This window comes from Parahaliea aestuarii (genome assembly GCF_008064635.1).
GTDB classification, from domain to species: domain Bacteria; phylum Pseudomonadota; class Gammaproteobacteria; order Pseudomonadales; family Halieaceae; genus Parahaliea; species Parahaliea aestuarii.
Genome location: NZ_VRYZ01000009.1, coordinates 180806 through 202303 on the forward strand (window position 1 = coordinate 180806; position 21498 = coordinate 202303).

The following is a 21498-nucleotide window of genomic DNA, read 5'->3' on the forward strand; positions in this document are numbered from 1 at the left end:
TTTTGAGCTGGAAAAGGCTTGCTTTTACGCTGCGGTGTGAGATGCCCGGGCGGCCGCCGAAGCGGGCAATCACTCGTCTTCTGCCAGGCGGCCCTGCAGGCAGACCCAGCCGTCTTTTTCGCCGGCAATGTGCAGTTGAATGCGGTCGGCGTAGTGTTCGCAGATGGCGTCGGCCTGGCTCAGCAGGAGGCCGGACAGCATCAGTGTGGCGCCGGGGCGGGCGAGCGCCAGCAGGGTGTCAGACAGTTCCATCAGCGGCCCGGCGAGGATATTGGCGATGACCACCCCGGCCTGCCCCCGCCAGGCGGGGATCGGTTCCGCGCCGGGCAGCGCCGTGACCAGTGCCGCGTCGGGGATATCGTTGCGCCCGGCATTGTCCCGGGTGGCTACCAGGGCCTGGGGGTCGTTATCGACGCCGAGGGCGCTGGCGGCGCCGAGTTTCAGGGCGGCCACGGCGAGAATGCCGGAGCCGCAACCGTAGTCCACCACCCGGGCGCCGCTGAGGGGCAGGGCATCCAGGGCGGCCAGGCAGAGGGCGGTGGTGGGGTGGGTGCCGGTACCGAAGGCCAGGCCCGGGTCCAGTAGCAGGTTGACGGCGTCGGGCTCGGGCGGTTCAAGCCAGCTGGGGCAGACCCACAGGCGGCGGCCGAAGCGCATCGGCTGGTAGTGCTTGATCCACTCCCGCTCCCAGTCCTTGTCCTCGAGGATTTCCACGCGCGCGGCGCAGCCGCCCAGCAGTGCCTGCGGAAAGCCGGCCAGCACGGCGTCCATGTCGGTGTCGGCCGGGTACAGGCCGGTGAGTCGGGTCTGTTGCCACAGCGGGGTCTCGCCCACCGCCGGTTCCAGCACCGGCTGGTCGGCGTTGTCTTCCATGGTCACGGCCACGGAACCGCTGGCCAGCATCAGCGCTTCCAGCGCCTCAACCTGATCCGGGTGGGTGTCCAGGCGCAATTGCAGCCAGCTCATTGTGAGATACCAGAGGACCTAGTCCTCCAGCTTGCTCTCCAGGTAGTGAATGCTCACACCGCCCGCCTTGAAGGCGCGGTCCACCACCAGGTCCCGGTGCAGGGGTGTGTTGGTCTTGATGCCCTCCACCACCAGTTCATCGAGGGCGCCGCGCATGCGGGCCAGGGCGGTGGCGCGGTCTTCGCCGAAGCTGATGACCTTGGCGATCAGGGAGTCGTAAAAAGGCGGCACGGTGTAGCCGTCGTAAAGGTGGGAATCCACCCGGATGCCGAGTCCGCCGGGGGCGTGGAAGGTGGTGACCTTGCCCGGTGAGGGAATGAAGGTGCTGGGGTCTTCGGCATTGATCCGGCACTCGAAAGCGTGGCCGCTGATCTTCACGTCCTCCTGCCTGACGGAGAGTGGCATGCCGGCGGCAATCCGCAGCTGCTCCTTGACGATGTCGATACCGGTGACCATCTCGGTAACAGGGTGTTCTACCTGGACCCGGGTGTTCATCTCGATGAAGTAGAAGCCGCCATCCTCGTACAGAAACTCGAAGGTGCCGGCACCGCGGTAGCCGATATCGATGCAGGCGTTGACGCAGGCCTCGGCCACCTGAGCACGCAGGTCTTCGTCGATGCCCGGGGCGGGCGCCTCTTCCAGCACCTTCTGGTGCCGTCGTTGCAGGGAGCAGTCGCGGTCGCCGAGGTGGACGGCATTGCCCTGGCCGTCGGCGATAACCTGGATTTCCACGTGGCGCGGCTTCTGCAGGAATTTCTCCAGGTACACGACATCGGAGCCGAAGGCGGCGCCGGCCTCGCTCTGGGTCAATTGCACCGAGCCCAGCAGTGCGGCTTCGTTGTGCACCACCCGCATGCCGCGACCGCCGCCGCCGGCAGCGGCCTTGACGATCACCGGGTAGCCGATGCGGCGCGCGACTTCCAGCGTGCGCTCATCGTCGTCGGTGAGGGGGCCGTCGGAGCCAGGTACCGTCGGCACACCTGCCTTCTTCATGGCCTCGATGGCGGAGACCTTGTCCCCCATCAGGCGGATGGTGTCCGCCCGCGGGCCGATGAAGATAAAACCGCTTTTCTCCACCTGCTCGGCAAAATCGGCATTCTCCGCCAGGAAGCCGTATCCGGGGTGGATGGCGGTGGCGCTGGTGACTTCGGCAGCACTGATGATGGCGGGGACGTTCAGGTAGCTCAGGGCGCTGGCGGCGGGGCCAATGCAGACCGACTCGTCCGCCAGGCGTACGTGCATCAAATCCTTGTCGGCCTTGGAGTGCACCGCCACGGTCTTGATGTTCAGTTCCTTGCAGGCGCGCAGCACCCGCAGGGCAATTTCCCCGCGGTTGGCGATCAGCACCTTATCCAATATCGGCATCTTGCGATCCTCTGTAACTTGGCGATGGCGGGCGCGCGGCCCGCGCGGCATCAGACGATGGTGAACAGGGGCTGTTCAAATTCCACCGGCTCGCCGTTTTCCACCAGGATTTCGCCGATGGTGCCGGACTTGTCGGCCTCGATCTGGTTCATCATTTTCATCGCCTCGACGATGCACAGTACGTCGCCTGCCTTGACCGTCTGGCCCACTTCGGCGAAGGGGGCGGCGGTGGGGGTGGGCGAGCGGTAGAAGGTGCCGACCATGGGCGAGGTGACAATGTGGCCGCTGGGGACCGGCGCGGCATCCGCTGCGGGCTCGGCGGCGGCCGCCGGCGCGGGGCTGGGCGGCGGCGCGGCGGCGGGCATCGGTGCCGGGTGCATGGCGTAGCCGGGGGGCGCGATCATCTGCTGGCCGCTGTTGCGGCTGATGCGCACGGACTCCTCGCCCTCCTTGATCTCGATTTCATCGATGTTGGACTCTTCCAGCAACTCGATCAGTTTTTTGACTTTGCGAATGTCCATAGTGGGTTCTCTTCGGTTTCGGTGGTCAATCGGGACGCTAAATAGCTGTCAGCCTTCCAGTTCGCGCATGGCGGCTTGCAGGGCGTATTCGTAGCCTCCGGCCCCCAGTCCGCAAATCACACCGCGGGCGAGGTCGGAGAAGTAAGAGTGGTGGCGGAAAGATTCGCGGGCGTGCACGTTGGACAGGTGCACCTCAATAAAGGGAATGTCCACGGCGGCCAGGGCATCCCGCAGGGCCACGCTGGTGTGGGTGAAGGCGGCGGGATTGATGAGGATGAAATTGACGCCTTCCTGGCGCGCTTCCTGCACGCGTTCGATCAGCTCGTATTCGGCGTTGCTCTGCATGGACAGCAGGTGGTGGCCGCGCTCGCGGGCAATCTCTTCGAGACGGGTATTGATCTGGCCGAGGGTGGTGCTGCCGTAGACGGCGGGCTCCCGGGTGCCCAGCAAATTCAGGTTGGGGCCGTGTAACACAAGAATGCTGGCCATGTGGAGCGCTCTCCCCTGCGTGGCGCGCGATCGAAATAAGGATTAGAAGCGGCGCGCGATTTGTGTGGGATTCTGGCGCAAAGTCGGGAGATTGTCCACCTTGTTGAGGGTTTTGCGGATTTTGGCGGCATTTAGGCAGGTTTTCCCGGCGGTATGCGAGAAGTTGCCCTGTTTTTGGATGTTCGCGACTTCTCCGTGCTCACTCGCGGCAGGATGGCGGTGGATCGAACATCCTGCAGTCAACATCCATAAATATGCCTATAACGTGCCGGCAACAGCGGCTTTCTTTTCAGAAATTGCTTCGAGAGCCTGCAGGACCGTGTTGCGGGTCAGCAATTGCGGCAGGATCACGGGCTCGGCTGCAGGGTCTGCCGGGTAAAGAATGTAGAAAGGAATGCCGTTGCGACCGTGCTGGCGCAGGAACTCGGCGATTTCCGGGTCGTAGTTGGTCCAGTCCGCCACCAGGTAGGCCACATCGCCGGCATCGAAGGCGCTGCGAATCTCTTCGGTGTTGAGCACCGCCTGCTCATTGGCGATGCAGGTAATGCACCAGTCGGCGGTGACGTCCACGAACACGCTGCGCCCGGCGGCGCGCAGGTCGGCCAGGGCGCGCGGTGACCAGGCTTCTTCGCTGCTACTGGCATGGCTGGTATTCACTGGCCGCTCACCGCCGCCGGCCGGCAGCGTCGCCAGCGCCACGGCCACGGCGACGCTGGCCACCGCTGCGACCTGCCGCCACAGCACCGCCTGCCACAACCACAGGGCCAGGGCCAGGAACAGCCCGCCCAGCAGGGCCGCGGCCATGGTGTTGACGCCGGCCTGCCGTCCGGCCACCCACAGCAGCCAGATGGCACTGGCGTACAGGGGGAAGGCGAGGAACTGCTTGAGGGTTTCCATCCACGGCCCCGGGCGCGGCATCAGGCGCCGGGCCAGGCCGCTGTAGCTCAGCAGCAGCAGTGGTGCCGCCATGCCGGCGCCGAGGGCGGCAAAGATTGACAGGCTTGCCGCCGCCGGCTGGGTGACGGCGAAGCCGAGGGCGGTTCCCATCAGCGGAGCGGTGCAGGGGCTGGCCACCACCACCGCCAGTACACCGGTAAAGAAACTGCCGCTGTCGCCCCTGCGCCCGGCCAGACTGGCGCCGCTGTTCATCAGCCCGGCGCCCAGTTCCACCACCCCGGACAGGGCCAGGCCCATGGCCAGGAACAGGTAGGCCAATGCGATGACGAACCCGGGACTCTGCAACTGAAAGCCCCAGCCAACGGCGCGGCCACCCTGCTGCAGGGTGATCAGGGTCGCCGCCACGATCATGAAACTGGTGACCACCCCGGCGGCGTAGAGCCAGCTCTGGCGGTGGCGCTGGTAGGGGCTGGCATCGGCAAAGCTCAGTACTTTCAGGGACAGCACCGGGAATACGCAGGGCATCAGGTTCAGCAGGCTGCCCCCCAGGAAAGCCAGCAGGGCCATGGCGGCGAGGGTGCCGAAGCTCGCAGGTGCGGCGGTGTTGCTGCTGGCAGTGGTGCCAGTGCGAGGCGCCGGCGCCAGCTCAGTGACTGCGCCGGTGTCGAAATTCACGCTGAAACGCTGGTCGCGAGGGGGGTAGCAGAGTCCGGCGTCGGCACAGCCCTGGCTACTGAGAGTGAGTGTGGCCGCGCCGCTGTGGCGCTCTGTGCGCAACTGGATGTCGGCCTGGTTGTAATACACCCGGGTGTCGCCGAAGAATTCGTCGCTGCGCTCGATGGCCGGGGGGAATTCGGGGGTGACAGACACCGCCCCCTGGCTGTCTGTCAGCCCAAAGCGGAACTGGTGCTGGTACAGGTAGTAGCTGTCGGCAATCTGCCAGTACAGCCGCAGGCCCTGGTCATTCGGCTCGATGACAACCTGGTAGGCGTCCTCGACCGGCAGGAAGCTGGGCTGGTTAGCGCCGCCAAAGGGATTGCCGGGCTGGCTACTGGCTCCCAGCTGTGCATGGCAGATGCTGCTGACAAGCAGCAAGAGGCTGGTGAGTACCAGGCGCATTGGGTCTCCTGAAATATGTTCGGATAGCCGGTCGGCGGCCAAGTTTATCAGTGCAGTGAGGGCCGCCCAACGCCGATTTGCATCCGGGCAGTGTTATAGTCCTCAGACGCTCGCGGCCGCGATTGGTTTCATTTTGGTGCGCGAGACATTTGCATTAATTTGCCCGGCTGCTTTGTCGACGCCGTCGGGACAGGAGGGACTCTGTTGCGCATTCTGCCCGCGATCATGGCTGCAGCCCTGACGACCCAGTATATACCGCAGGCGGCGGCTCAGTTGGAGCTCAGCGAGGCCTGGGTGAGAGCCCTGCCGCCGGTGCAGCGCAACACCGCGGCCTACCTGCATCTGAGTAATACCGGTGAAAGTCCGGTCACGGTGACTGGCGGCAACAGTCCACTGGCTGCCAGGGTGGAATTGCACGAGAGCACGGCGGCCGACGGGATGATGCGCATGCGCCAGCTTGAGGTGCTGACTCTGGCGCCGGGTGAAAGCCTGCAACTTGCGCCCGGTGGCGTACACTTGATGTTGCTGGATCTCGAACGGATGCCGGCGGCGGGCGAACGTGTCACCCTGTGCCTTGAGCTGGCCGGTGGCGAGGAGGCCTGTACCGAGGCTGCTGTCATGCGCCAGGCTGGCGGCGATCACTCACACCATCATTAATTCGACGTACAGATTGTTTTCAATCACACCTTGAAGGTCACAGGCAGGGAGCACCGGGACTGATGAGCGAACCCAACCCGACACAGAAAACTACTCTTGGCGAGCGTCTGCAGGACTGGCGTGACAGCTTTCGCGACGGCAAATGGTGGCGCTGGCCGCTACGCATTGTGCTGCTGTATCTGGTGCTGGCCGCGCTGGTGGGACTCTACTGGAGCATGGCTCCCGGACCCTTCGACGTGAAAGCCAGGGCGCAGCAACTGGCGGTCGAGCAGGGCGGGAAAATAGTGACCGGTTCGGCCACCACCTCGGCCCTGATCGGGGTGATGGAAACCCTGCTGCAAAAGCCCGGTGGTTACCTGCGCAATGACCGCTTTCCGCCGGGGTTGTGGCTCGACAACATCCCCAACTGGGAATACGGCGCCCTGATACAGGTGCGCGACCTGGCCCGGGCGATGCGCGAAGTGCACAGTCGCTCCCAGTCACAGTCCACCGAGGACAAGGACCTGGCAGAGGCCGAACCGCGCTTCAACTTCAACGCCAACAGCTGGATGCTGCCGGCGTCGGAAAGCGAGTACAAAGCGGGAGTGAAGTTTGTCCGCAACTACCTCACCCGCTTGTCTGACGACGACGCCTCGGATGCCCAGTTCTACGCCCGTGCCGACAACCTGCGCTACTGGCTGAATACCGTGGACACACGCCTCGGCAGTCTGTCACAGCGCCTCAGTGCCAGTGTCGGCCAGCGCCGCCTGAACACCGACCTCGCCGGCGACGAAAGCGCGCGCCAGTCCACCAGCAGCCCCGATGAAAAAGAGGTACGCACCCCGTGGACGGAAATTGACGATGTGTTCTTCGAGGCGCGCGGCACTGCCTGGGCGTTGATTCACTTCCTCAAGGCGGCAGAGATCGACTTTGCCGATGTGCTGGAGAAAAAGAACGCGCGAGTGAGCCTGCAGCAGATTATCCGCGAACTGGAGGCCACCCAGGATACGGTGTGGAGTCCGGTGGTGCTCAACGGCACCGGCTTCGGCGTGCTGGCCAACCACTCCCTGGTGATGGCCAACTACCTGAGTCGCGCCAACGCCGCCATTATTGATCTGCGGGACCTGCTGGCGCAGGGGTGAAGTGAGCGAACGGCGGGCGCACAGGCCCGCCGTAACAGTCAGCGCCTAGCGGCGGTCGTAGCGCAGGCGGGTGCCGGTGTCGAGGGACAGGCGAATTTCCGTGGCGCTGATTTCCTCCGGGAAATAGGTGCCCGATAGTTTGGCATCCAGCAGGCTGGCGCCCTCGATATTGGTTTCGCGGAAGTCGATGCCGGAGAGGTCGGCGTTGCGGAAATAGGAATTGCTGAAGTCCAGCCCCCTGGCATTCATGTTGCGCAGGTCGCGGCCGCGGTAGTCGCCGCTTTTCAGCTCGCTGGTGTCCAGCTTGTCCCGCTGCTCGTTGAAGCCCTTGATGTCCTCGTTGCGCAGCAATTGGTATAAAGGGTCTTGCTTGATTACAGGCTTGCTCATCGATTGATCATCCGTTGTTTGGCGCACTTGGCCGTCCCTGGGCTTGCTCCGGAGTGCCGCTGGTTGTGTTCGGCAGCGATACAGGTGACGGCAGAGCATAGCACAGGCCGCTACCGCCGGTGGTTCAAGTACGCGGTGTTTGACGCGCCGTTAGTCGACAGTGCTCAGAGGTTTATTTGTCCGCAATTTCCCGTGAAGGTTTCATGCTCACCCGTGATTGGCGCGACGGGCCCGAAGGGCTGGAGCTGGAATTCTGGCTGGCCACCGACGCCGGCCCGCAGCAGGTGCGGGTCACTGGCGAGCGCAGTGTGTTCTTCCTGGAAGCGGGCGAGGCCGAGGGTGCGCGGGAGCTGATTGCAGCCAGCGGTGCCGAGTGCCGGCCGCTGACGCTGCGCAGCTTCCGCATGGCGCCGGTGGTGGGGGTGTACAGTGCATCCCACCGCGCGGCGCGAGCGCTGGCGGAGCGGCTGCGGGAACAGGGCTGCGACCCGCTGGAAGCGGACATCAATCCCGCCGATCGCTACCTGATGGAGCGTTTTATTCGCGGCGGCGCGCGCATGGATGGCGAGTCGCGCGATGGCGTTTTGTACAACCCGGTATTGAGACCGGCGGATTGCAAGCCGGCGTTGGCCGTAATGTCCTTCGATATCGAAACCGCCATGCAGGGTGTCGAGCTCTATTCCATCGGTGTGCACGCGCTGCGCAACGGCGAGGAGATGCGCCGGGTGTTCATGCTCGGTGAGGGAGCCACCCAGGACTACGTGGTGAGCGTCGGCAGTGAGCGCAGCCTGCTGCTGGCTTTCCTCGATTTCGTCGCCGCCTACGACCCGGATGTACTGATCGGCTGGAATGTCATCAATTTTGACGCATGGTATTTGCAGCGGGTGGCGGACAAGCACGGCCTGCGCCTGAGCCTGGGCCGCGAGGGGCGCCCTGTGCACTGGCGCGAACTGGACGAGGATGGCGAGCGCCGCAGCGCGCGCCTGCCGGGGCGCGTACTGCTGGATGGTATCGACCTGCTGCGGGCGGCTTTCTACCGCTTTGAGAGCTTCTCCCTCAACCATGTGGCGGGGGAAATCCTCGGTGAGGCGAAGCTGCTGCAGGGGGGCGACCGGGGCGAGGAGATCGGGCGACTGTTCCGCGAGGACAAAAACGCCCTGGCAGCCTACAACCTGAAGGATTGCGAACTGGTGTCGGATATCTTCGCCGCCACCCGCCTGCTGGACTTCGCCCTGGCGCGCAGCGCCATGACCGGACTGAATATCGATCGCCTCGGCGGTTCGGTGGCCTCGTTCGACAATCTCTATCTGCCCAGGCTGCACCGGGCGGGTTACGTGGCTCCCAATGCGAGTCGGGATTTGCTGGCCAGTCCCGGTGGCTATGTGCTGGACTCGGAACCCGGCATTTACGATCACGTGCTGGTGCTGGATTTCAAAAGTCTGTATCCCAGTATCATCCGCACCTTCTGCATTGATCCGCTGGGTCTGGCGCGGGGTGTGAGCGGGGAGCTTGAGGCCGATGCAACCGTGCCTGGCTTTCTCGAGGCCCGCTTTGCCCGCGAGGGCACCATTCTCCCGCAGCTGATCGGCGAGCTGTGGCAATTGCGCGACCAGGCCAAGGCCGCGGCCGATGGCCCCCTTTCCCAGGCCATCAAGATCATCATGAACTCCTTTTACGGTGTGCTCGGCTCGACCGGTTGCCGGTTTTTTGATGCCCGCCTCGCCAGTTCCATCACCCGCCGCGGTCACGAGATTCTGAAACGCAGCCGCGATCACATCGAAGCTCTTGGCCACCGGGTGATTTACGGCGATACCGACTCGGTGTTCGTGTGGGTGCGCAGTGCCACCAGCAGCGCCGAAGCACAGGCCGCCGGACGAGTGCTGGAGGAGGAGATGAACCGCTGGTGGCGGCAGTGCATTGCCGATGAGTTTCGCCTGGACTGCGCGTTGGAACTGGAATTCGAGACCCACTACCGGCGCTTCCTCATGCCCACGGTGCGCGGTTCTGACAAGGGCAGCAAAAAACGCTACGCCGGCGTGGTGGAGGGCCCCGCCGGGGAGCGACTGGTGTTCAAGGGCCTGGAAAATGTGCGGACCGACTGGACCCGGCTGGCGCGGGATTTCCAGCAGGAGCTGTACCGGCGGGTATTCGCCGGCGAGCCCTTCGCCGACTACATCAAGCAACTGGTACTGGAGTTGCGCGAGGGCAGGCGGGACGGCGAACTGGTCTACCGCAAGCGCCTGCGGCGGCCGCTGGCGGACTATGCGCGCAACGTGCCACCCCATGTGCAGGCAGCGCGCCAGTATCAAGAACGCGGCCTGAACAAGCCCTCACGGGGGAGCTGGGTGGAGTATGTGATCACCCTCGGCGGGGCGGAGCCGGCGGCCGCGCCGCGGGCGGCGCTGGACTACCAGCACTATATTGACCGCCAGCTACAGCCGGTCGCCGACGGTATTCTGCTGCTTGTCGGCAGTTCCTTCGCCGAAATTGTCGACCAGCAGATCGACCTGTTCACGCTGTGACCCGGCGCCGGTTCAGGCGCCGAAGAAGGTCTCGCGCAGGGCCGGGTAGTCTGCCGCCGGCAGGCGCGGGCCGTAATGGGTGACGACCCGGCCCGCAGCCAGGCTGGCAAATTCTGCCGCGCGGGCGTAGCTTTCGCCGCGACCCAGGGCATACAGGAAGGCCCCCGCAAACATGTCGCCGGCGCCGTTGGTGTCTACCGCTTTCACCTTCAGGGAGGCCACTTCGCTGCGGGTTTGGCCGTCGAAGGTAATGGCGCCGTTGGGGCCGCGGGTGATCACGAAGCTGCGGGCCACCTGCTGCAGGGCGGTGAAGGCCACTTCCAGGTCGTCCGACTGCGCCCAGCCCCGGGCTTCCTCCTCATTGCAGAAGATCAGGTCCAGTTTGTCGCCGATCATTTCCTGTATGCCGTCGCGGAAGAACTCCACCATGCCGGGGTCGGAGAAACTGAGGGCGGTTTTCACGCCGGCGGCCTCGGCCAGTTCCCGGGCGCGCACGGCGGCGGCGCGGCCGGTGGGGGAGGTTACGAGATAGCCTTCGACATAGAGGTACTCTGAGTCCGCGATGGCGGCCGGATCGAGCTGCTCCACCGACAGGGTTTCGGAGATGCCGAGGAAGGTGTTCATGCTGCGCTCGGCGTCGGGGGAAATCAGCACCAGGCACTTGCCGGTGGTGCCGGACTCGCGGCCGTTCTTCAGGCAGTGGTCGACGCCGGCGGCTTCGAGGTCGGCGACGTAGATATCGCCGTAGGCATCGTCGGAAACCTTGCAGGACATGAAGGTCGGGCCGCCAAACTGGGCGGTGGCAATCATGGAATTGCCGGCGCTGCCGCCACTGGCGTGGCCGGCGTGGACCAGGTGATCCTGGAGGTGGTCCAGCAGCTCTGCCTGGCGGGCCTCGTCCACCAGGGTCATCAGCGCCTTTTCCACACCCATGCGTTCGAGATCGCTGTCGTCGACCTGGATTTCGGTGTCCACCAGCGCGGCGCCAATGCCGTAGGCCCAGTATTTCTTCATGCTAACTGCCTTTTTCCCCAGAAAAGAAGCCCGCTATTATCCCCATCCTCATGCCAATTGAAAGGCGCCCTGATGTACACTCGCTCCCCATGCCGAAAACCCGTCGCCCCCTGCTGAAAATCTTCCTCACCCTGCTGCTCGTGTTCGGGCTGGTGATGGTCTATCTCGACGCCAGAATCACCTCCACCTTCAACGACAAGATGTGGGAAGTGCCGGCCAAGGTGTACGCCCGGCCGCTGGAACTGTTTGTGGGTGCGCGTGTCGCCACCGATGACCTGGCCTATGAGCTCGAGGTGCTCGGCTACCGCAAAGTGGCGCGCCCCAATAACCCGGGGCAGGTCAGCCGTGCCGGCAATCGCTTCGAGATCTACACCCGCGGGTTCGATTTTCCCGGTGAGCGCGAGTCGCCGCAGCGGGTGCAGGTGGATGTCAGTGGTGGCCGGGTGGTCAGCTTGCGCGGGGGTGGTGCCAATGTCGACCTGATGCGCCTGGACCCGGTGCAGATCGGCGGCATCTACCCCTCTCACGGCGAAGATCGCATCCTGGTGCGCCTGGAGGATGTGCCCGACAGCCTGCGCCTCGGTCTGTTGGCGGTGGAAGACCAGAATTTCTACGACCACTGGGGCTTCTCGATCACCGGCATCCTGCGGGCGGCCTTCAGCAACCTGCGCTCCGGTGCGGTGGTGGCGGGGGGCAGCACCATCACCCAGCAGTTGGTAAAGAACTACTACCTGACACCCGAGCGCACCTACATTCGCAAGCTCACCGAGTTGCTGATGGCGGTGTTACTGGACTTTCACTACGACAAGGACCAGATCCTCGAGAGCTATATCAACGAGGTCTATCTCGGGCAGGAGGGGCCGCGGGCCATTCACGGCCTGGCGCTGGCTGCCCGCCATTACTTCGACACTCCGCTGGAGCAGCTCGGCCTGCACCAGCAGGCGCTGCTGGTCGGCATGATCAAGGGGCCCTCCCTGTACAACCCGCTGCGCAACCCCGAGCGCGCCCGTGAGCGGCGCAACCTGGTGCTGGATGTAATGGCGGAGCAGCAGGTGATCTCCCTGGAGCAGGCCACCGTGGCGCGGGCCATGCCCTTGAGCCTGAACAACAACCAGCGTATCCGGGATACCTTCCCGGCCTACCTCGACCTGGTGCGGCGGCAGCTGCGCCAGGAGTACCGGGAAGAGGATCTCACCACCCTCGGCCTCAGCATTTTTACCGCCTTCGACCCCATTCTGCAGCGCCAGGTGGAGCGCTCCACCGGCGAGGTGCTGAAGCAACTTAACAAAGGCGACGAATTGGAGTCCGCCACTGTGGTGACCCGCTTCGACACCGGTGAAGTGGCGGCTGTGGTCGGCGGTCGCGAGGTGCGCTACGCCGGCTTCAACCGCGCCCTGGATGCCAAACGCCCGGCCGGTTCGCTGTTAAAGCCCGCGGTCTACCTCACCGCACTGGAGCAGCCCCAGCGCTACACCCTGGCGACGCCTCTATCGGATACCGAACTGCAGGTAGCCGGCCCCAACAACTCAGTGTGGGAGCCGCGCAATTTTGATCGCCAGGAACACGGCGATGTATTGTTGCACCGCGCCCTGTCCAACTCCTACAACCTCGCTACCGCGCGGCTGGGTATGGAACTGGGGCTGGAACACGTCGTGGATATGCTGCGACGGCTGGGTATTGAAGGGGAAATTCCGGAGGTGCCGGCCCTGACTCTCGGTGCGGGCGCCTACACACCGATGGACATGGCGGCCATGTACCAGAGCATCGCCGCCGGCGGTTTCCGCATGCCCCTGCGCAGTATCCGCGATATCGTCGATGCCAACGGCGAGGCCCTGCGTCGCTATCCGCTGGAGTACGACCGCACCGTCAGCCTGCAGGCGGTGCACCTGCTGCACTACGCCCTGCGGGAAGTGGTGCGCGAGGGCACCGGACGGGGTGTCTACCGCTATTTGCCCGAGGACTTTGCGGTGGCGGGCAAGACCGGCACCACCAACGATGGCCGCGACTCCTGGTTTGCCGGTTTCTCAGGTGACCTGCTGGCGGTGACCTGGATCGGTCGCGATGACAACGGCGGCACCGGGCTGACCGGCAGCTCCGGCGCCCTGAAAGTCTGGGCCCACTTCATGGCCCGTGCCAGCCAGCGCTCACTGGCTTACCGCATGCCGGATGGCATGGCGCCCCACTGGATCGACGACAGCAATGGCCTGTTGACCGGCGAGGGCTGCCCCGATGCGCGGATGATGCCCTTTATCGAGAATTCGGAACCGCGCAAGCGCACCAACTGCGCCTCGCGTAACAGTGGTATCAAGGACTGGTTCCAGTCCCTCTTTGGTGGAGAAAACTGATGAACGCCCGCATTTTCAGCCAGCAAGTGCTGCTGGCCAGCCTGTGCCTGTGGCTTGGCGCCTGCTCCATCTACAGTACACCGGGGCAGCAACCGGCGCCGGTAGAAACCCGCCCCGCCCCGACGACGCCGGATGAGCCGCGGCCGGCACCGGCGCCCACCGAACCCGCCGAGCCGGGTCAGCCGCAACCGCCGGAACCCAATGCCAGTAACGCCTACGGCCCCTTGCTGGCGCGGGCCGAACAGGCTTCCGCGGCGGGGGACTACGAACAGGCGCTGGCACTGCTGGAGCGGGCCCAGCGCATCGATCCGGACAGTGCCGAGGTCTATCTGGCCCTGGCCAGAACCTACTCGGCCAAGGGCGATACCAGCCAGGCCCGGGCCACTGCCGAGCGCGGCCTGCTGTACTGCCACGACGGCAGCGAGTGTCGCCAGCTGCGTTCACTGGCGCAGTAGCCAGGGCAGCGGCTACGCCATTCAATCGCGGTTGTTGCAGATTACCCGGTAGGCCTCGCCGTCGGGCTCAAACGTCAGGAACTGGTTGATACAGCCCGGCGTATCGCCGGCGCTGTGACTGACGAAGATAATACGGGTGTCGCTGTACTCGGCGATATGGTCGATGGCCCGCAGCATCAGTGAGCGGTGGTGGCTGTCCAGGCCCAGGGTGGGTTCGTCGAGAATCAGGATGGCTGGCGATTTCACCATGGCACGGGCCAGCAGCACCATGCGCTGCAGTCCGAAGGACAAAGTGTCGAAGCGCTCTCTCAGGTAGCTCCCCATCCCCAGCGCCCGCAGCCAGGCCTCGGCCCGCTGGCGCTGCTGATCACCGAAGTCGTCGTACAGGCCGAGACTATCGAAAAAGCCCGAGATCACCACTTCCATAACACCCATACGCTGCTTGAAATTGAGTTGTAGCTGGGTGTCAAGCAGGCCGTACTTTTGTTTGATATCCCACACGCTTTCGCCGGAACCGCGGCGCAGGCCAAACAGGGTGATGTCCTGGCCGTAGGCTTTGTGGTTGTCGCCGGTGATGAGGCTGAGCAGGGTGGTCTTGCCGCAGCCGTTGGGGCCGGCGATGCAACAGTGCTGGTGACGCTCGAAGGTCCAGTCGAGATTCTCCAATACCACAGTCTCGCCGTAGCGCACACTGACATTGCGCAGCGCCAGCAGTGGGCCCTCCGCCGGCAGGCTGTAGGAACGCTCGGCGACCGGCGGCAAATCGCCCAGTGGTGGCAACGGCGGATTCATCAGGTTCTGCACGGAAGTATTACCTTCCACTGCCTCGCGCGGACCGCTGTCCAGCACCTCTCCCCGCTCCAGCACCAGCAAGTGAGTGATGCCGGGCGGGACGTCCCCGAGGCTGCGGCAGAGCAGCAACAGGGGCAGGCCGGATACGAGCAGGTCGTCGATGACCCGGGCCAACTCGGCCTGGGCCCTGGTATCCAGGCCGTCCAGGGGGCTATCCAGAATCAGCAGGCCGGGTTCGCTGAGGATGGCCGCCAGCAGCAGGGTCTTGCGCATTTCGCCGGTGGAAATATAGCGCAGGCCCCGCTGCAGGATGTGGCCCATGCGCAATCGCTCGACCCAGTGCTGGAACACAGCGTCTGGCTGGCCCTTGCCCAGAATAAAGTCCTGCACACGGGTGCCGGGATCACTGGCGTCGGCACGAAATTCTGAGTCGTCGAGTTTTTTATCCCGCTCGCAGAGTGCGCGCGCCTGTTCGAAGCAGACATAGGCCACGCCGCTGTCCCGGAGCGCCTTACCGCGACAGTACTCCCCGGAGAAATGCCCGGCCTGCCCGCTCAGTACCCGGGCAAGACTGGTTTTGCCGGCGCCGTTGGGGCCGATGCAGGCCCACTGCTGGCCCCGTTCAAAACGCCAGTCCAGTTCGTGCAGAACGGGCAGCGCGCGGTAAACGAGGCTGAGGTGATGCAGGGAGAGCAGGGTTTCGGGGTTCATGCAGTTGTCCTGGCTGGGCGCCAGGGCGCCGCGGGCTTGTTTCGCGAAGGGGCGGCTGGCTTAATTCTTTGGCCAGCTACGGAAATGGACGCCCCGTGTCGACACCCTCATTACAGCGCATAGAAAACAGCCTGCGACATCACCGGCCGCGCCGCAAGTTCCTGCGACGCTTTATGCAGCGATCGGCAGTGGCGATGATCCTCAGCCAGCATCAGGGTGGGCCGCATATTCTAATGATCAAGCGCGCCGAACGGAAAGGGGATCCCTGGTCTGGCCACATGGCCTTCCCGGGTGGCCGCATGGATCCAGATGATGCACACGGTTTCGCGGTGGCCAACCGGGAAACCGAGGAAGAGATCGGTGTGCGACTGGCGGACTGCGCGCGCTATATAGGGCGTCTGTCGGATATTCGCGCGCGCCCCCGCTGGGGCGTGCTGGGCCTGGCAGTCAGCCCTTTTGTATTCCGCCTGGAACAGGATGTGGAGTGCACACCCAACTACGAGGTGGCAGAAGTGGTGTGGGTGCCCCTGGCCTTGCTGCTGGATGCCGGTAACCGGCAGACCATGGTGTGGGAGCGCGGGCGGTTGAAGTTGACCCTGCCCTGCTATTTTCACGAGGGGCGGCGGATCTGGGGACTGTCACTGATGATGCTGGATGAGCTATTGGGGCTGAAGACCAAGGTTGGTAGCGAAGGCTAGTCGCTGTCCGGGTCAGGCGAATCTGTCTCCGGCTCCTCGGGGCCATAGCGCAGGAAAGAACGGGTATCCAGCATCAGGTCGCGCAGCGCCGGGTCCTCCTGGCTGGCGGCGAGCAGCGCTTGCGATTCCACTTCGCCGCGCACGAAGGCGGCTACAAGGTCGAGCATCACCGGTGTCATCTCGACTTCACGCGACCAGCGCGGGGCGTCGACCAGATTGCCGGTCACCCAGTCGCCGGTGCGATTGAGCCAGTAGCCACCACAGACGGAGAGCTGGTAATCGCCGATACGGCCGTAGCTGATGTTTGGGGTGCCGGGATTAAAGCCGCCGGGCACTTCCTCGGTGATCTCGTAGAGGGCCATGACCCACTGACTGCCAACCGGGAACAGCTCGGCTTCCGGACGACAGTAGTCACCCGTCTTCAGCCATACGCGAACTTCCTCGTCGTCCCTGCCGCCCCGCAGAGCTTGGTCTACCTGCAGGTCGATAGAGTTGCCCCGGGTAGAGAGCACAGTGGCACTGACAACCAGGTCAGTCTCGCCCTGCACCTGGTCAAAACTGCCCTGCCACAGGCAGTTGCACTCGGCGCCAGCCAGCGGCGCCAGGGCCATTGCCAGAAGGGCGGTGGACAGGAATGCAACTTTATTCATAGGCCTTACTGTAAAGCTCTCGCCGCCTCCAGCGCAAAGTAGGTGAGGATGCCGTCGCAGCCGGCCCGCTTGAAGGCCAGCAGGGATTCCAGCATCACTGCGTCCCTGGTCAGCCAGCCGTTTTCGAAGGCCGCCATATGCATGGCGTATTCGCCGCTGACCTGGTAGGCAAAGGTCGGTGCCTTCAATTCCTGCTTTACCCTTTGCACGATGTCCAGATAGGGCATGCCGGGCTTGACCATGATCATGTCGGCGCCTTCGGCCAGGTCCAGGGCGCATTCGTGCAGGGCCTCATTGCTGTTACCGGGGTCCATCTGGTAGCTGTGTTTGTTGCCGCCCTTGATATTGCCGCTGGAGCCGACCGCGTCGCGGAAGGGGCCGTAGTAGCTGGAGGCGTACTTGGCCGCATAGGCCATGATCAATGTATTGACGTGGCCGTCGGCCTCCAGCGCCTGGCGGATAGCACCGATACGGCCGTCCATCATGTCTGAGGGGGCCACCACATCCGCCCCGGCTGCGGCGTGTGAGCGGGCCTGCAGCACCAGCGCTTCCGTTGTGACATCATTCAGCACATAGCCGCTGTCATCGATGATGCCGTCCTGGCCGTGGGTGGTGTAGGGGTCCAGAGCCACATCGGTAATGACCCCCAGGTCCGGCAGCGCGTCTTTCAATGTGGCGACAGCCCGCTGTACCAGACCGTCCCCGCGCCAGGCCTCGCTGGCATCCAGGCTTTTGCGTTCGCCACCCACCACCGGGAACAGGGCCAGGGCGGGAATACCAAGCCCGGCCGCGTCCCGCGCCTGTGCCAGCAGCAGGTCGATACTCAGGCGCTCCACGCCGGGCATCGACGGTATCGCCTCGCGCTGGTTCTCACCCTCCAGAACAAAAACCGGCAGGATGAAGTCACTCGGGCTCAGTTGATGCTCCCTGACCAGTGCGCGAGAGAAGGCGCTAACACGCAGGCGTCGCATCCGGGTGTTGGGGAAGGCGCCGCGGGAAGAGTGGAAAGACATGGCTGGCTTCCTGTTCAGAGACTGGCGAAGGCGCTGCGCGCCGCCGTGAGGGTTTGTTCAATGTCGGCATCGCTGTGGGCCGCCGACATGAAGCCCGCCTCGTAGGAGGCGGGGGCAAGGTACACGCCCGCCTCCAGCATGGCGTGGAAGAAGCGGTTGAAAGCGGCCGTGTCGCAGGCCATCACCTGCTGGTAGTTGCTCACCGTGGACTCCGTGGTGAAAAAACCGCCAAACATGGTGCCGGCGTGATTGGTCGTAAACGCTATGCCCGCTTCCCGCGCAGCGGCTTCCAGGCCCTCACACAGGCGCGTGGTGCGCTCGAATAGCGGTTGGTAAAAACCGGGCTGCGAGATCAGTTCCAGTGTTGCCAGGCCGGCCGCCATGCACACCGGGTTGCCGGACAGGGTGCCCGCCTGGTACACCGGCCCCAGCGGTGCGATGTGCTCCATGATCTCGCGCTTGCCGCCAAAGGCCCCCACCGGCATCCCGCCGCCAATCACCTTGCCCAGGGTTGTCAGGTCCGCCTCGATGCCGTAGTGCCCCTGGGCGCCCTGCAGGCCGAAACGGAAGCCGGTCATGACCTCGTCCAGGATCAGCACCGCGCCGTGGGCCGTGCACTGCTCGCGCAGCGTTTCCAGAAAGCCCGGCAGGGGCGGAATGCAGTTCATATTGCCCGCGACAGGTTCCACAATGACACAGGCCACCGAGTCGCCGTATTCATCAAACGCTTGCCGCAAGCCGTCAATGTCGTTGTAGGTCAGCGTCATGGTGTGATCCGCCAGCGCCGCCGGTACGCCCGGTGAACTCGGCACACCCAGCGTCAAAGCGCCCGAGCCCGCCTTCACCAGCAGTGAATCCGAGTGCCCGTGGTAGCAGCCCTCGAACTTGATGATCCTGTCGCGCCCGGTAAAGCCCCGGGCCAGTCGGATCGCGCTCATCGTCGCCTCCGTGCCGGAATTGACCATGCGCACCATATCCATCCCCGGCATGATCTCGCACAGGCGGTCCGCGAGCTCTGTCTCCAGTGCCGTCGGCGCGCCGAAGCTCAGCCCCTTCTCGCATTGCTTCACTACCGCCTCGCGCACTGCCGGGTGGTTGTGCCCCACCAGCATCGGCCCCCAGGACAGTACATAGTCGACATAGCGCTTGCCCGCCGCATCGAACACATAGGCGCCCTCGCTGCGTTCGATAAACACCGGAGTGCCCCCCACCGCCTTGAAGGCGCGCACCGGGGAGTTCACCCCGCCGGGAATGTGGGTCTGGGCTTGCTGGAAGAGTTGTTCGGAGGTGGTCATGGGGGTCCTTTGTAGATTTCCTCGAATACCGCTTGAACGAACACTATGGGCGGCGATCCTGTGGAGAGGCGGTAGTGCCCGGAGGGCCTGGGCGGACCGTGTGAGACAGGGATGTCGAACACGAGCCCCCATGGATGGGTTTACGGCGTGTCCGAACAGGCCCTCCGGGCACTGCCGCCGGAGCCAGTGGCTACGAACTAAGTTGGTAACGAATTATGTGTACTTGGCCGGCGAATATCCACCCGCCTCAAAACGGCTTGAGTACCGCCAGAATCACGATGCCAAACAAAAACAACACCGGAACCTCATTAAAGACCCGGTAAAACACATGCGACCGCGAGTCCGTGTCGGCATTCACCGCTTTCACATAACGCCCGCACTGCACATGGTAGCCAACCAGGAACACCACACCGCCCAGCTTCAGCCACAGCCATTTTGCCTGCAGATAGTACTCATGGTTCATCCCCATCATCGCCAGCCCGAACACAATCGCCAGCACCATAAAGGGAGTGATGAAGGCGTACAGGCGTCGCGCCATCACCGCCAATTGGGCTCGCGCTTCCGGACTGTCGCTGGCCGCGAAATACACCAGAATCCGCGGCAGATAGAACAGGCCGGCAAACCAGCATACGACGAAAATAATATGGAAGGCCTTCAGCCACAGCATCGTGAATATCCAGTTACAGGTTGGAGAGCGTAAAGCGCTCGATACTTTCGCGGGTGACGATGCCCCGCAGGACACGGCTACCGCCCGCGCTGCGGCCGTAGACGCAGACCGCTTCCACCGTGCGCTCCTTGATTCGGTCCATCGCCTGGCGCAGGGTGGCCTGCACCGGCACCGGGGCGATAGACCAGCGCCGCAGATCCAGGTCTGAAAGATTCAGCGTTTCCTCCGTCTCGCCAATCTCGCGCAGCTTTTCCGCCAGCTCCCCGCCGCGCAGCAGAAACAGGTCTTCCCCGTCGCGAGTGACCAGACACCAGGCGGGAGTGGCGTTGAGCAGCATTGGCCTGCGTGCAGGGTCCAGGTTGACCGATACCTTGACCACGCTGACCTCCATGTTCGAGGTCACGTCAGTGCGGTGTAGCAACTGGTTTAGCGGGTCGTCCGGAACCACGCGCAGTAGCTGGCGCAGCACCACCTGGTGGGCGGCGCGGTGGTGGAACAGGCCGTTGTTGATCAGGTTGGCGGCGATGATGGCAAGCAGGGCGGGCATGGCTACCCCTGCGCTCTGGGTCAGTTCGATGACCGCCAGCACGGCAGCGAGCGGAGCATTGAGCACAGCGCCCATGCAGGCGGCCATGCCGATGGTGATATACAGCGTGTGTTCCGAGGCCAGTTCCGGGGCGTAGGTGTGGCCAACCATGCCGAGAGCCCCGCCAATGCAGGCGCCGATCAGCAGGTTGGGGCCGATCAGTCCGATGGGCATGCCCATACCGCAACTCACGCCGGTGGCCAGCAGTTTGCAAACTGCCAGAGTGGCCAGTAGCTGGAGGGTCAGGTTGCCCTCAAGTGCCTTTTCGAGAGTGTCGTAGCCGATACCGAGTACTTCGGGTACCAGCAGGGCCAGGGCGCCGGTGATGCAACCCGCCAGCGTAAACCGCAGCGCCACCGGCCAGTGGGCGGCGCGGGCGGTGAACTGGCTGAGCCTGATGAAGACGGTTACCGCCAGGCCGCAGATCAGCCCGAGCAGGATAATAAAGGGTATTTCCCACAGTGAATTCATTTCCACAGCGGGAATGCTGAACAGGACGGCGCCACCACCCAGCTGGCGGGCGACCGCCGAGGCGGATACCGCAGCCAGCATGACCGGGATGAAGCCGACCACGGTGTACTCGGCAACGATCACCTCCATGGCAAAAATCACACCTGCCAGCGGTGTATTGAACGCGGCGGCAATCCCGCCCGCCGTGCCACAGGCAATCAGCACTCGCAGGCTGTTGTTGGGTAGTCCCAGACGCTGGCCCAGCAGGCTGTTGGCGGCGGCACCGAGGTGGACGCCGGGGCCCTCGCGGCCGCCGGACTGGCCACTGGCGAGGGCAAAAGCGCCGCCGACAAATTGCACCAGGGCATTGCGCAGGGGCAGTACCCCGTAGTCGCTGTGCATGCGATGTAGTACGTGTACGATACCGGTTTCACGGTCTTCCGGCTTGAGCGACCAGAAGCCCAGTCCAAGTACCAGGGCGCCGAGCGCAGGCAGGGCAAACCGCTGCCACAGTGGCAGGGCTTCAAAGCCTTCGCCGCCCCCGTATACACCCCAGAGTCTCGCCAGTTCAGCGATGGCGGTTTCAAAGGCCAGGACCACCAGGCCGGAAGCCAGGCCGCCGAGAATGCCCAGCACGGCGTAGGCCACCACGGAGTGGTAATTGGTGAGGTAGCGGCGGTAGCTGTCCAGCAGTCGGTACAAGGGGTGCTTTCCGGATGCAAAAACCGAATATTACCAGTTAATTCGGCCCCTATTGCTTTTATACTGTGGCGCC

19 protein-coding genes are annotated in these 21498 nt (G+C 64.1%); 6 read left to right on the forward strand and 13 right to left on the reverse strand.

All coding sequences use genetic code 11. The annotated features are described in order from the left end of the window. Window positions 1-69 precede the first annotated feature (69 nt). The 5 genes from prmA to FVW59_RS18245 all read right to left on the reverse strand — a co-directional run bounded on the left by prmA (window position 70) and on the right by FVW59_RS18245 (window position 5357). On the reverse strand, window positions 70-966 hold the full coding sequence (prmA, locus tag FVW59_RS18220; protein ID WP_148065810.1) for a 50S ribosomal protein L11 methyltransferase: 897 nt from the start codon (window positions 964-966) through the stop codon (window positions 70-72). An 18-nt stretch (window positions 967-984) separates the two neighbouring features. Further along, complete coding sequence (gene accC / locus FVW59_RS18225; protein ID WP_148065837.1) at window positions 985-2325, reverse strand: acetyl-CoA carboxylase biotin carboxylase subunit; 1341 nt, start codon at window positions 2323-2325, stop codon at window positions 985-987. 56 nt (window positions 2326-2381) lie between these two features. Then, the gene (accB, locus tag FVW59_RS18230) at window positions 2382-2852 is read right to left on the reverse strand and encodes an acetyl-CoA carboxylase biotin carboxyl carrier protein (RefSeq protein ID WP_148065811.1); all 471 of its coding nucleotides are present in this window, start codon (window positions 2850-2852) and stop codon (window positions 2382-2384) included. Window positions 2853-2900: 48 nt separating this feature from the next. Further along, window positions 2901-3341: a type II 3-dehydroquinate dehydratase gene (gene aroQ, locus FVW59_RS18235; RefSeq protein ID WP_148065812.1), complete on the reverse strand. Its 441-nt coding sequence runs from the start codon at window positions 3339-3341 to the stop codon at window positions 2901-2903. Window positions 3342-3599: 258 nt separating this feature from the next. Continuing rightward, window positions 3600-5357, reverse strand: coding sequence for a protein-disulfide reductase DsbD family protein (locus FVW59_RS18245; protein ID WP_148065814.1), 1758 nt, complete (start codon window positions 5355-5357; stop codon window positions 3600-3602). A gap of 204 nt (window positions 5358-5561) precedes the next feature. Between FVW59_RS18245 and FVW59_RS18250 the strand changes: the two genes are divergently transcribed. Together FVW59_RS18250 and FVW59_RS18255 are read left to right on the forward strand one after the other, a co-directional pair. Further along, window positions 5562-6014: a copper chaperone PCu(A)C gene (locus FVW59_RS18250; protein ID WP_148065815.1), complete on the forward strand. Its 453-nt coding sequence runs from the start codon at window positions 5562-5564 to the stop codon at window positions 6012-6014. Window positions 6015-6076: 62 nt separating this feature from the next. Continuing rightward, entirely contained in the window at window positions 6077-7135 is a 1059-nt protein-coding gene (locus FVW59_RS18255) for a DUF2333 family protein (RefSeq protein ID WP_148065816.1), read from the forward strand. A gap of 45 nt (window positions 7136-7180) precedes the next feature. Here FVW59_RS18255 and FVW59_RS18260 read toward each other — a convergent pair whose 3' ends face one another. Next, on the reverse strand, window positions 7181-7525 hold the full coding sequence (locus FVW59_RS18260; RefSeq protein WP_116368999.1) for a pentapeptide repeat-containing protein: 345 nt from the start codon (window positions 7523-7525) through the stop codon (window positions 7181-7183). A gap of 176 nt (window positions 7526-7701) precedes the next feature. On the opposite strand from FVW59_RS18260, the gene FVW59_RS18265 reads away from it, so the two are divergent. Further along, the gene (locus FVW59_RS18265) at window positions 7702-10047 is read left to right on the forward strand and encodes a DNA polymerase II (protein WP_342779710.1); all 2346 of its coding nucleotides are present in this window, start codon (window positions 7702-7704) and stop codon (window positions 10045-10047) included. A gap of 12 nt (window positions 10048-10059) precedes the next feature. Here the strand turns inward: FVW59_RS18265 and FVW59_RS18270 are convergent, their stop codons facing one another. Then, window positions 10060-11061 (reverse strand): adenosine kinase, encoded by a 1002-nt coding sequence (locus FVW59_RS18270; protein WP_148065818.1) that lies wholly within the window; start codon window positions 11059-11061, stop codon window positions 10060-10062. Between the two features lie 89 nt (window positions 11062-11150). Between FVW59_RS18270 and mrcB the strand changes: the two genes are divergently transcribed. Both mrcB and FVW59_RS18280 read left to right on the forward strand, forming a co-directional pair. After that, window positions 11151-13406, forward strand: a complete 2256-nt coding sequence (gene mrcB / locus FVW59_RS18275) for a penicillin-binding protein 1B (RefSeq protein WP_148065819.1) — start codon at window positions 11151-11153, stop codon at window positions 13404-13406. Continuing rightward, window positions 13406-13861 carry a tetratricopeptide repeat protein gene (locus tag FVW59_RS18280; RefSeq protein ID WP_148065820.1) on the forward strand — a complete coding sequence of 152 codons (456 nt, stop codon included), beginning with the start codon at window positions 13406-13408 and terminating at the stop codon, window positions 13859-13861. Before mrcB ends, FVW59_RS18280 begins: the two co-directional genes overlap by 1 nt. Before the next feature lie 21 nt (window positions 13862-13882). On the opposite strand, the gene FVW59_RS18285 is transcribed toward FVW59_RS18280, so the two are convergent. Further along, window positions 13883-15364, reverse strand: coding sequence for an ATP-binding cassette domain-containing protein (locus FVW59_RS18285; RefSeq protein ID WP_148065821.1), 1482 nt, complete (start codon window positions 15362-15364; stop codon window positions 13883-13885). 95 nt (window positions 15365-15459) lie between these two features. Here FVW59_RS18285 and FVW59_RS18290 point away from each other — a divergent pair, with 95 nt between their 5' ends. Next, window positions 15460-16062 (forward strand): NUDIX hydrolase, encoded by a 603-nt coding sequence (locus FVW59_RS18290; RefSeq protein WP_246139791.1) that lies wholly within the window; start codon window positions 15460-15462, stop codon window positions 16060-16062. Here FVW59_RS18290 and FVW59_RS18295 read toward each other — a convergent pair. From FVW59_RS18295 to FVW59_RS18315, 5 genes are all read right to left on the reverse strand, one after another. Further along, entirely contained in the window at window positions 16059-16712 is a 654-nt protein-coding gene (locus FVW59_RS18295; RefSeq protein WP_222711571.1) for a delta-aminolevulinic acid dehydratase, read from the reverse strand. The genes FVW59_RS18290 and FVW59_RS18295 overlap by 4 nt on opposite strands. A 5-nt stretch (window positions 16713-16717) precedes the next feature. Next, entirely contained in the window at window positions 16718-17725 is a 1008-nt protein-coding gene (hemB, locus tag FVW59_RS18300) for a porphobilinogen synthase (protein ID WP_148065822.1), read from the reverse strand. 14 nt (window positions 17726-17739) lie between these two features. Then, on the reverse strand, window positions 17740-19020 hold the full coding sequence (gene hemL, locus FVW59_RS18305; RefSeq protein WP_148065823.1) for a glutamate-1-semialdehyde 2,1-aminomutase: 1281 nt from the start codon (window positions 19018-19020) through the stop codon (window positions 17740-17742). Between the two features lie 247 nt (window positions 19021-19267). Next, a complete protein-coding gene (locus FVW59_RS18310) occupies window positions 19268-19687 on the reverse strand; it encodes a CopD family protein (RefSeq protein ID WP_148065824.1) in 420 nt (139 codons plus the stop codon). A 13-nt stretch (window positions 19688-19700) separates the two neighbouring features. Then, window positions 19701-21425 (reverse strand): chloride channel protein, encoded by a 1725-nt coding sequence (locus tag FVW59_RS18315; RefSeq protein ID WP_148065825.1) that lies wholly within the window; start codon window positions 21423-21425, stop codon window positions 19701-19703. Window positions 21426-21498 lie beyond the last annotated feature (73 nt).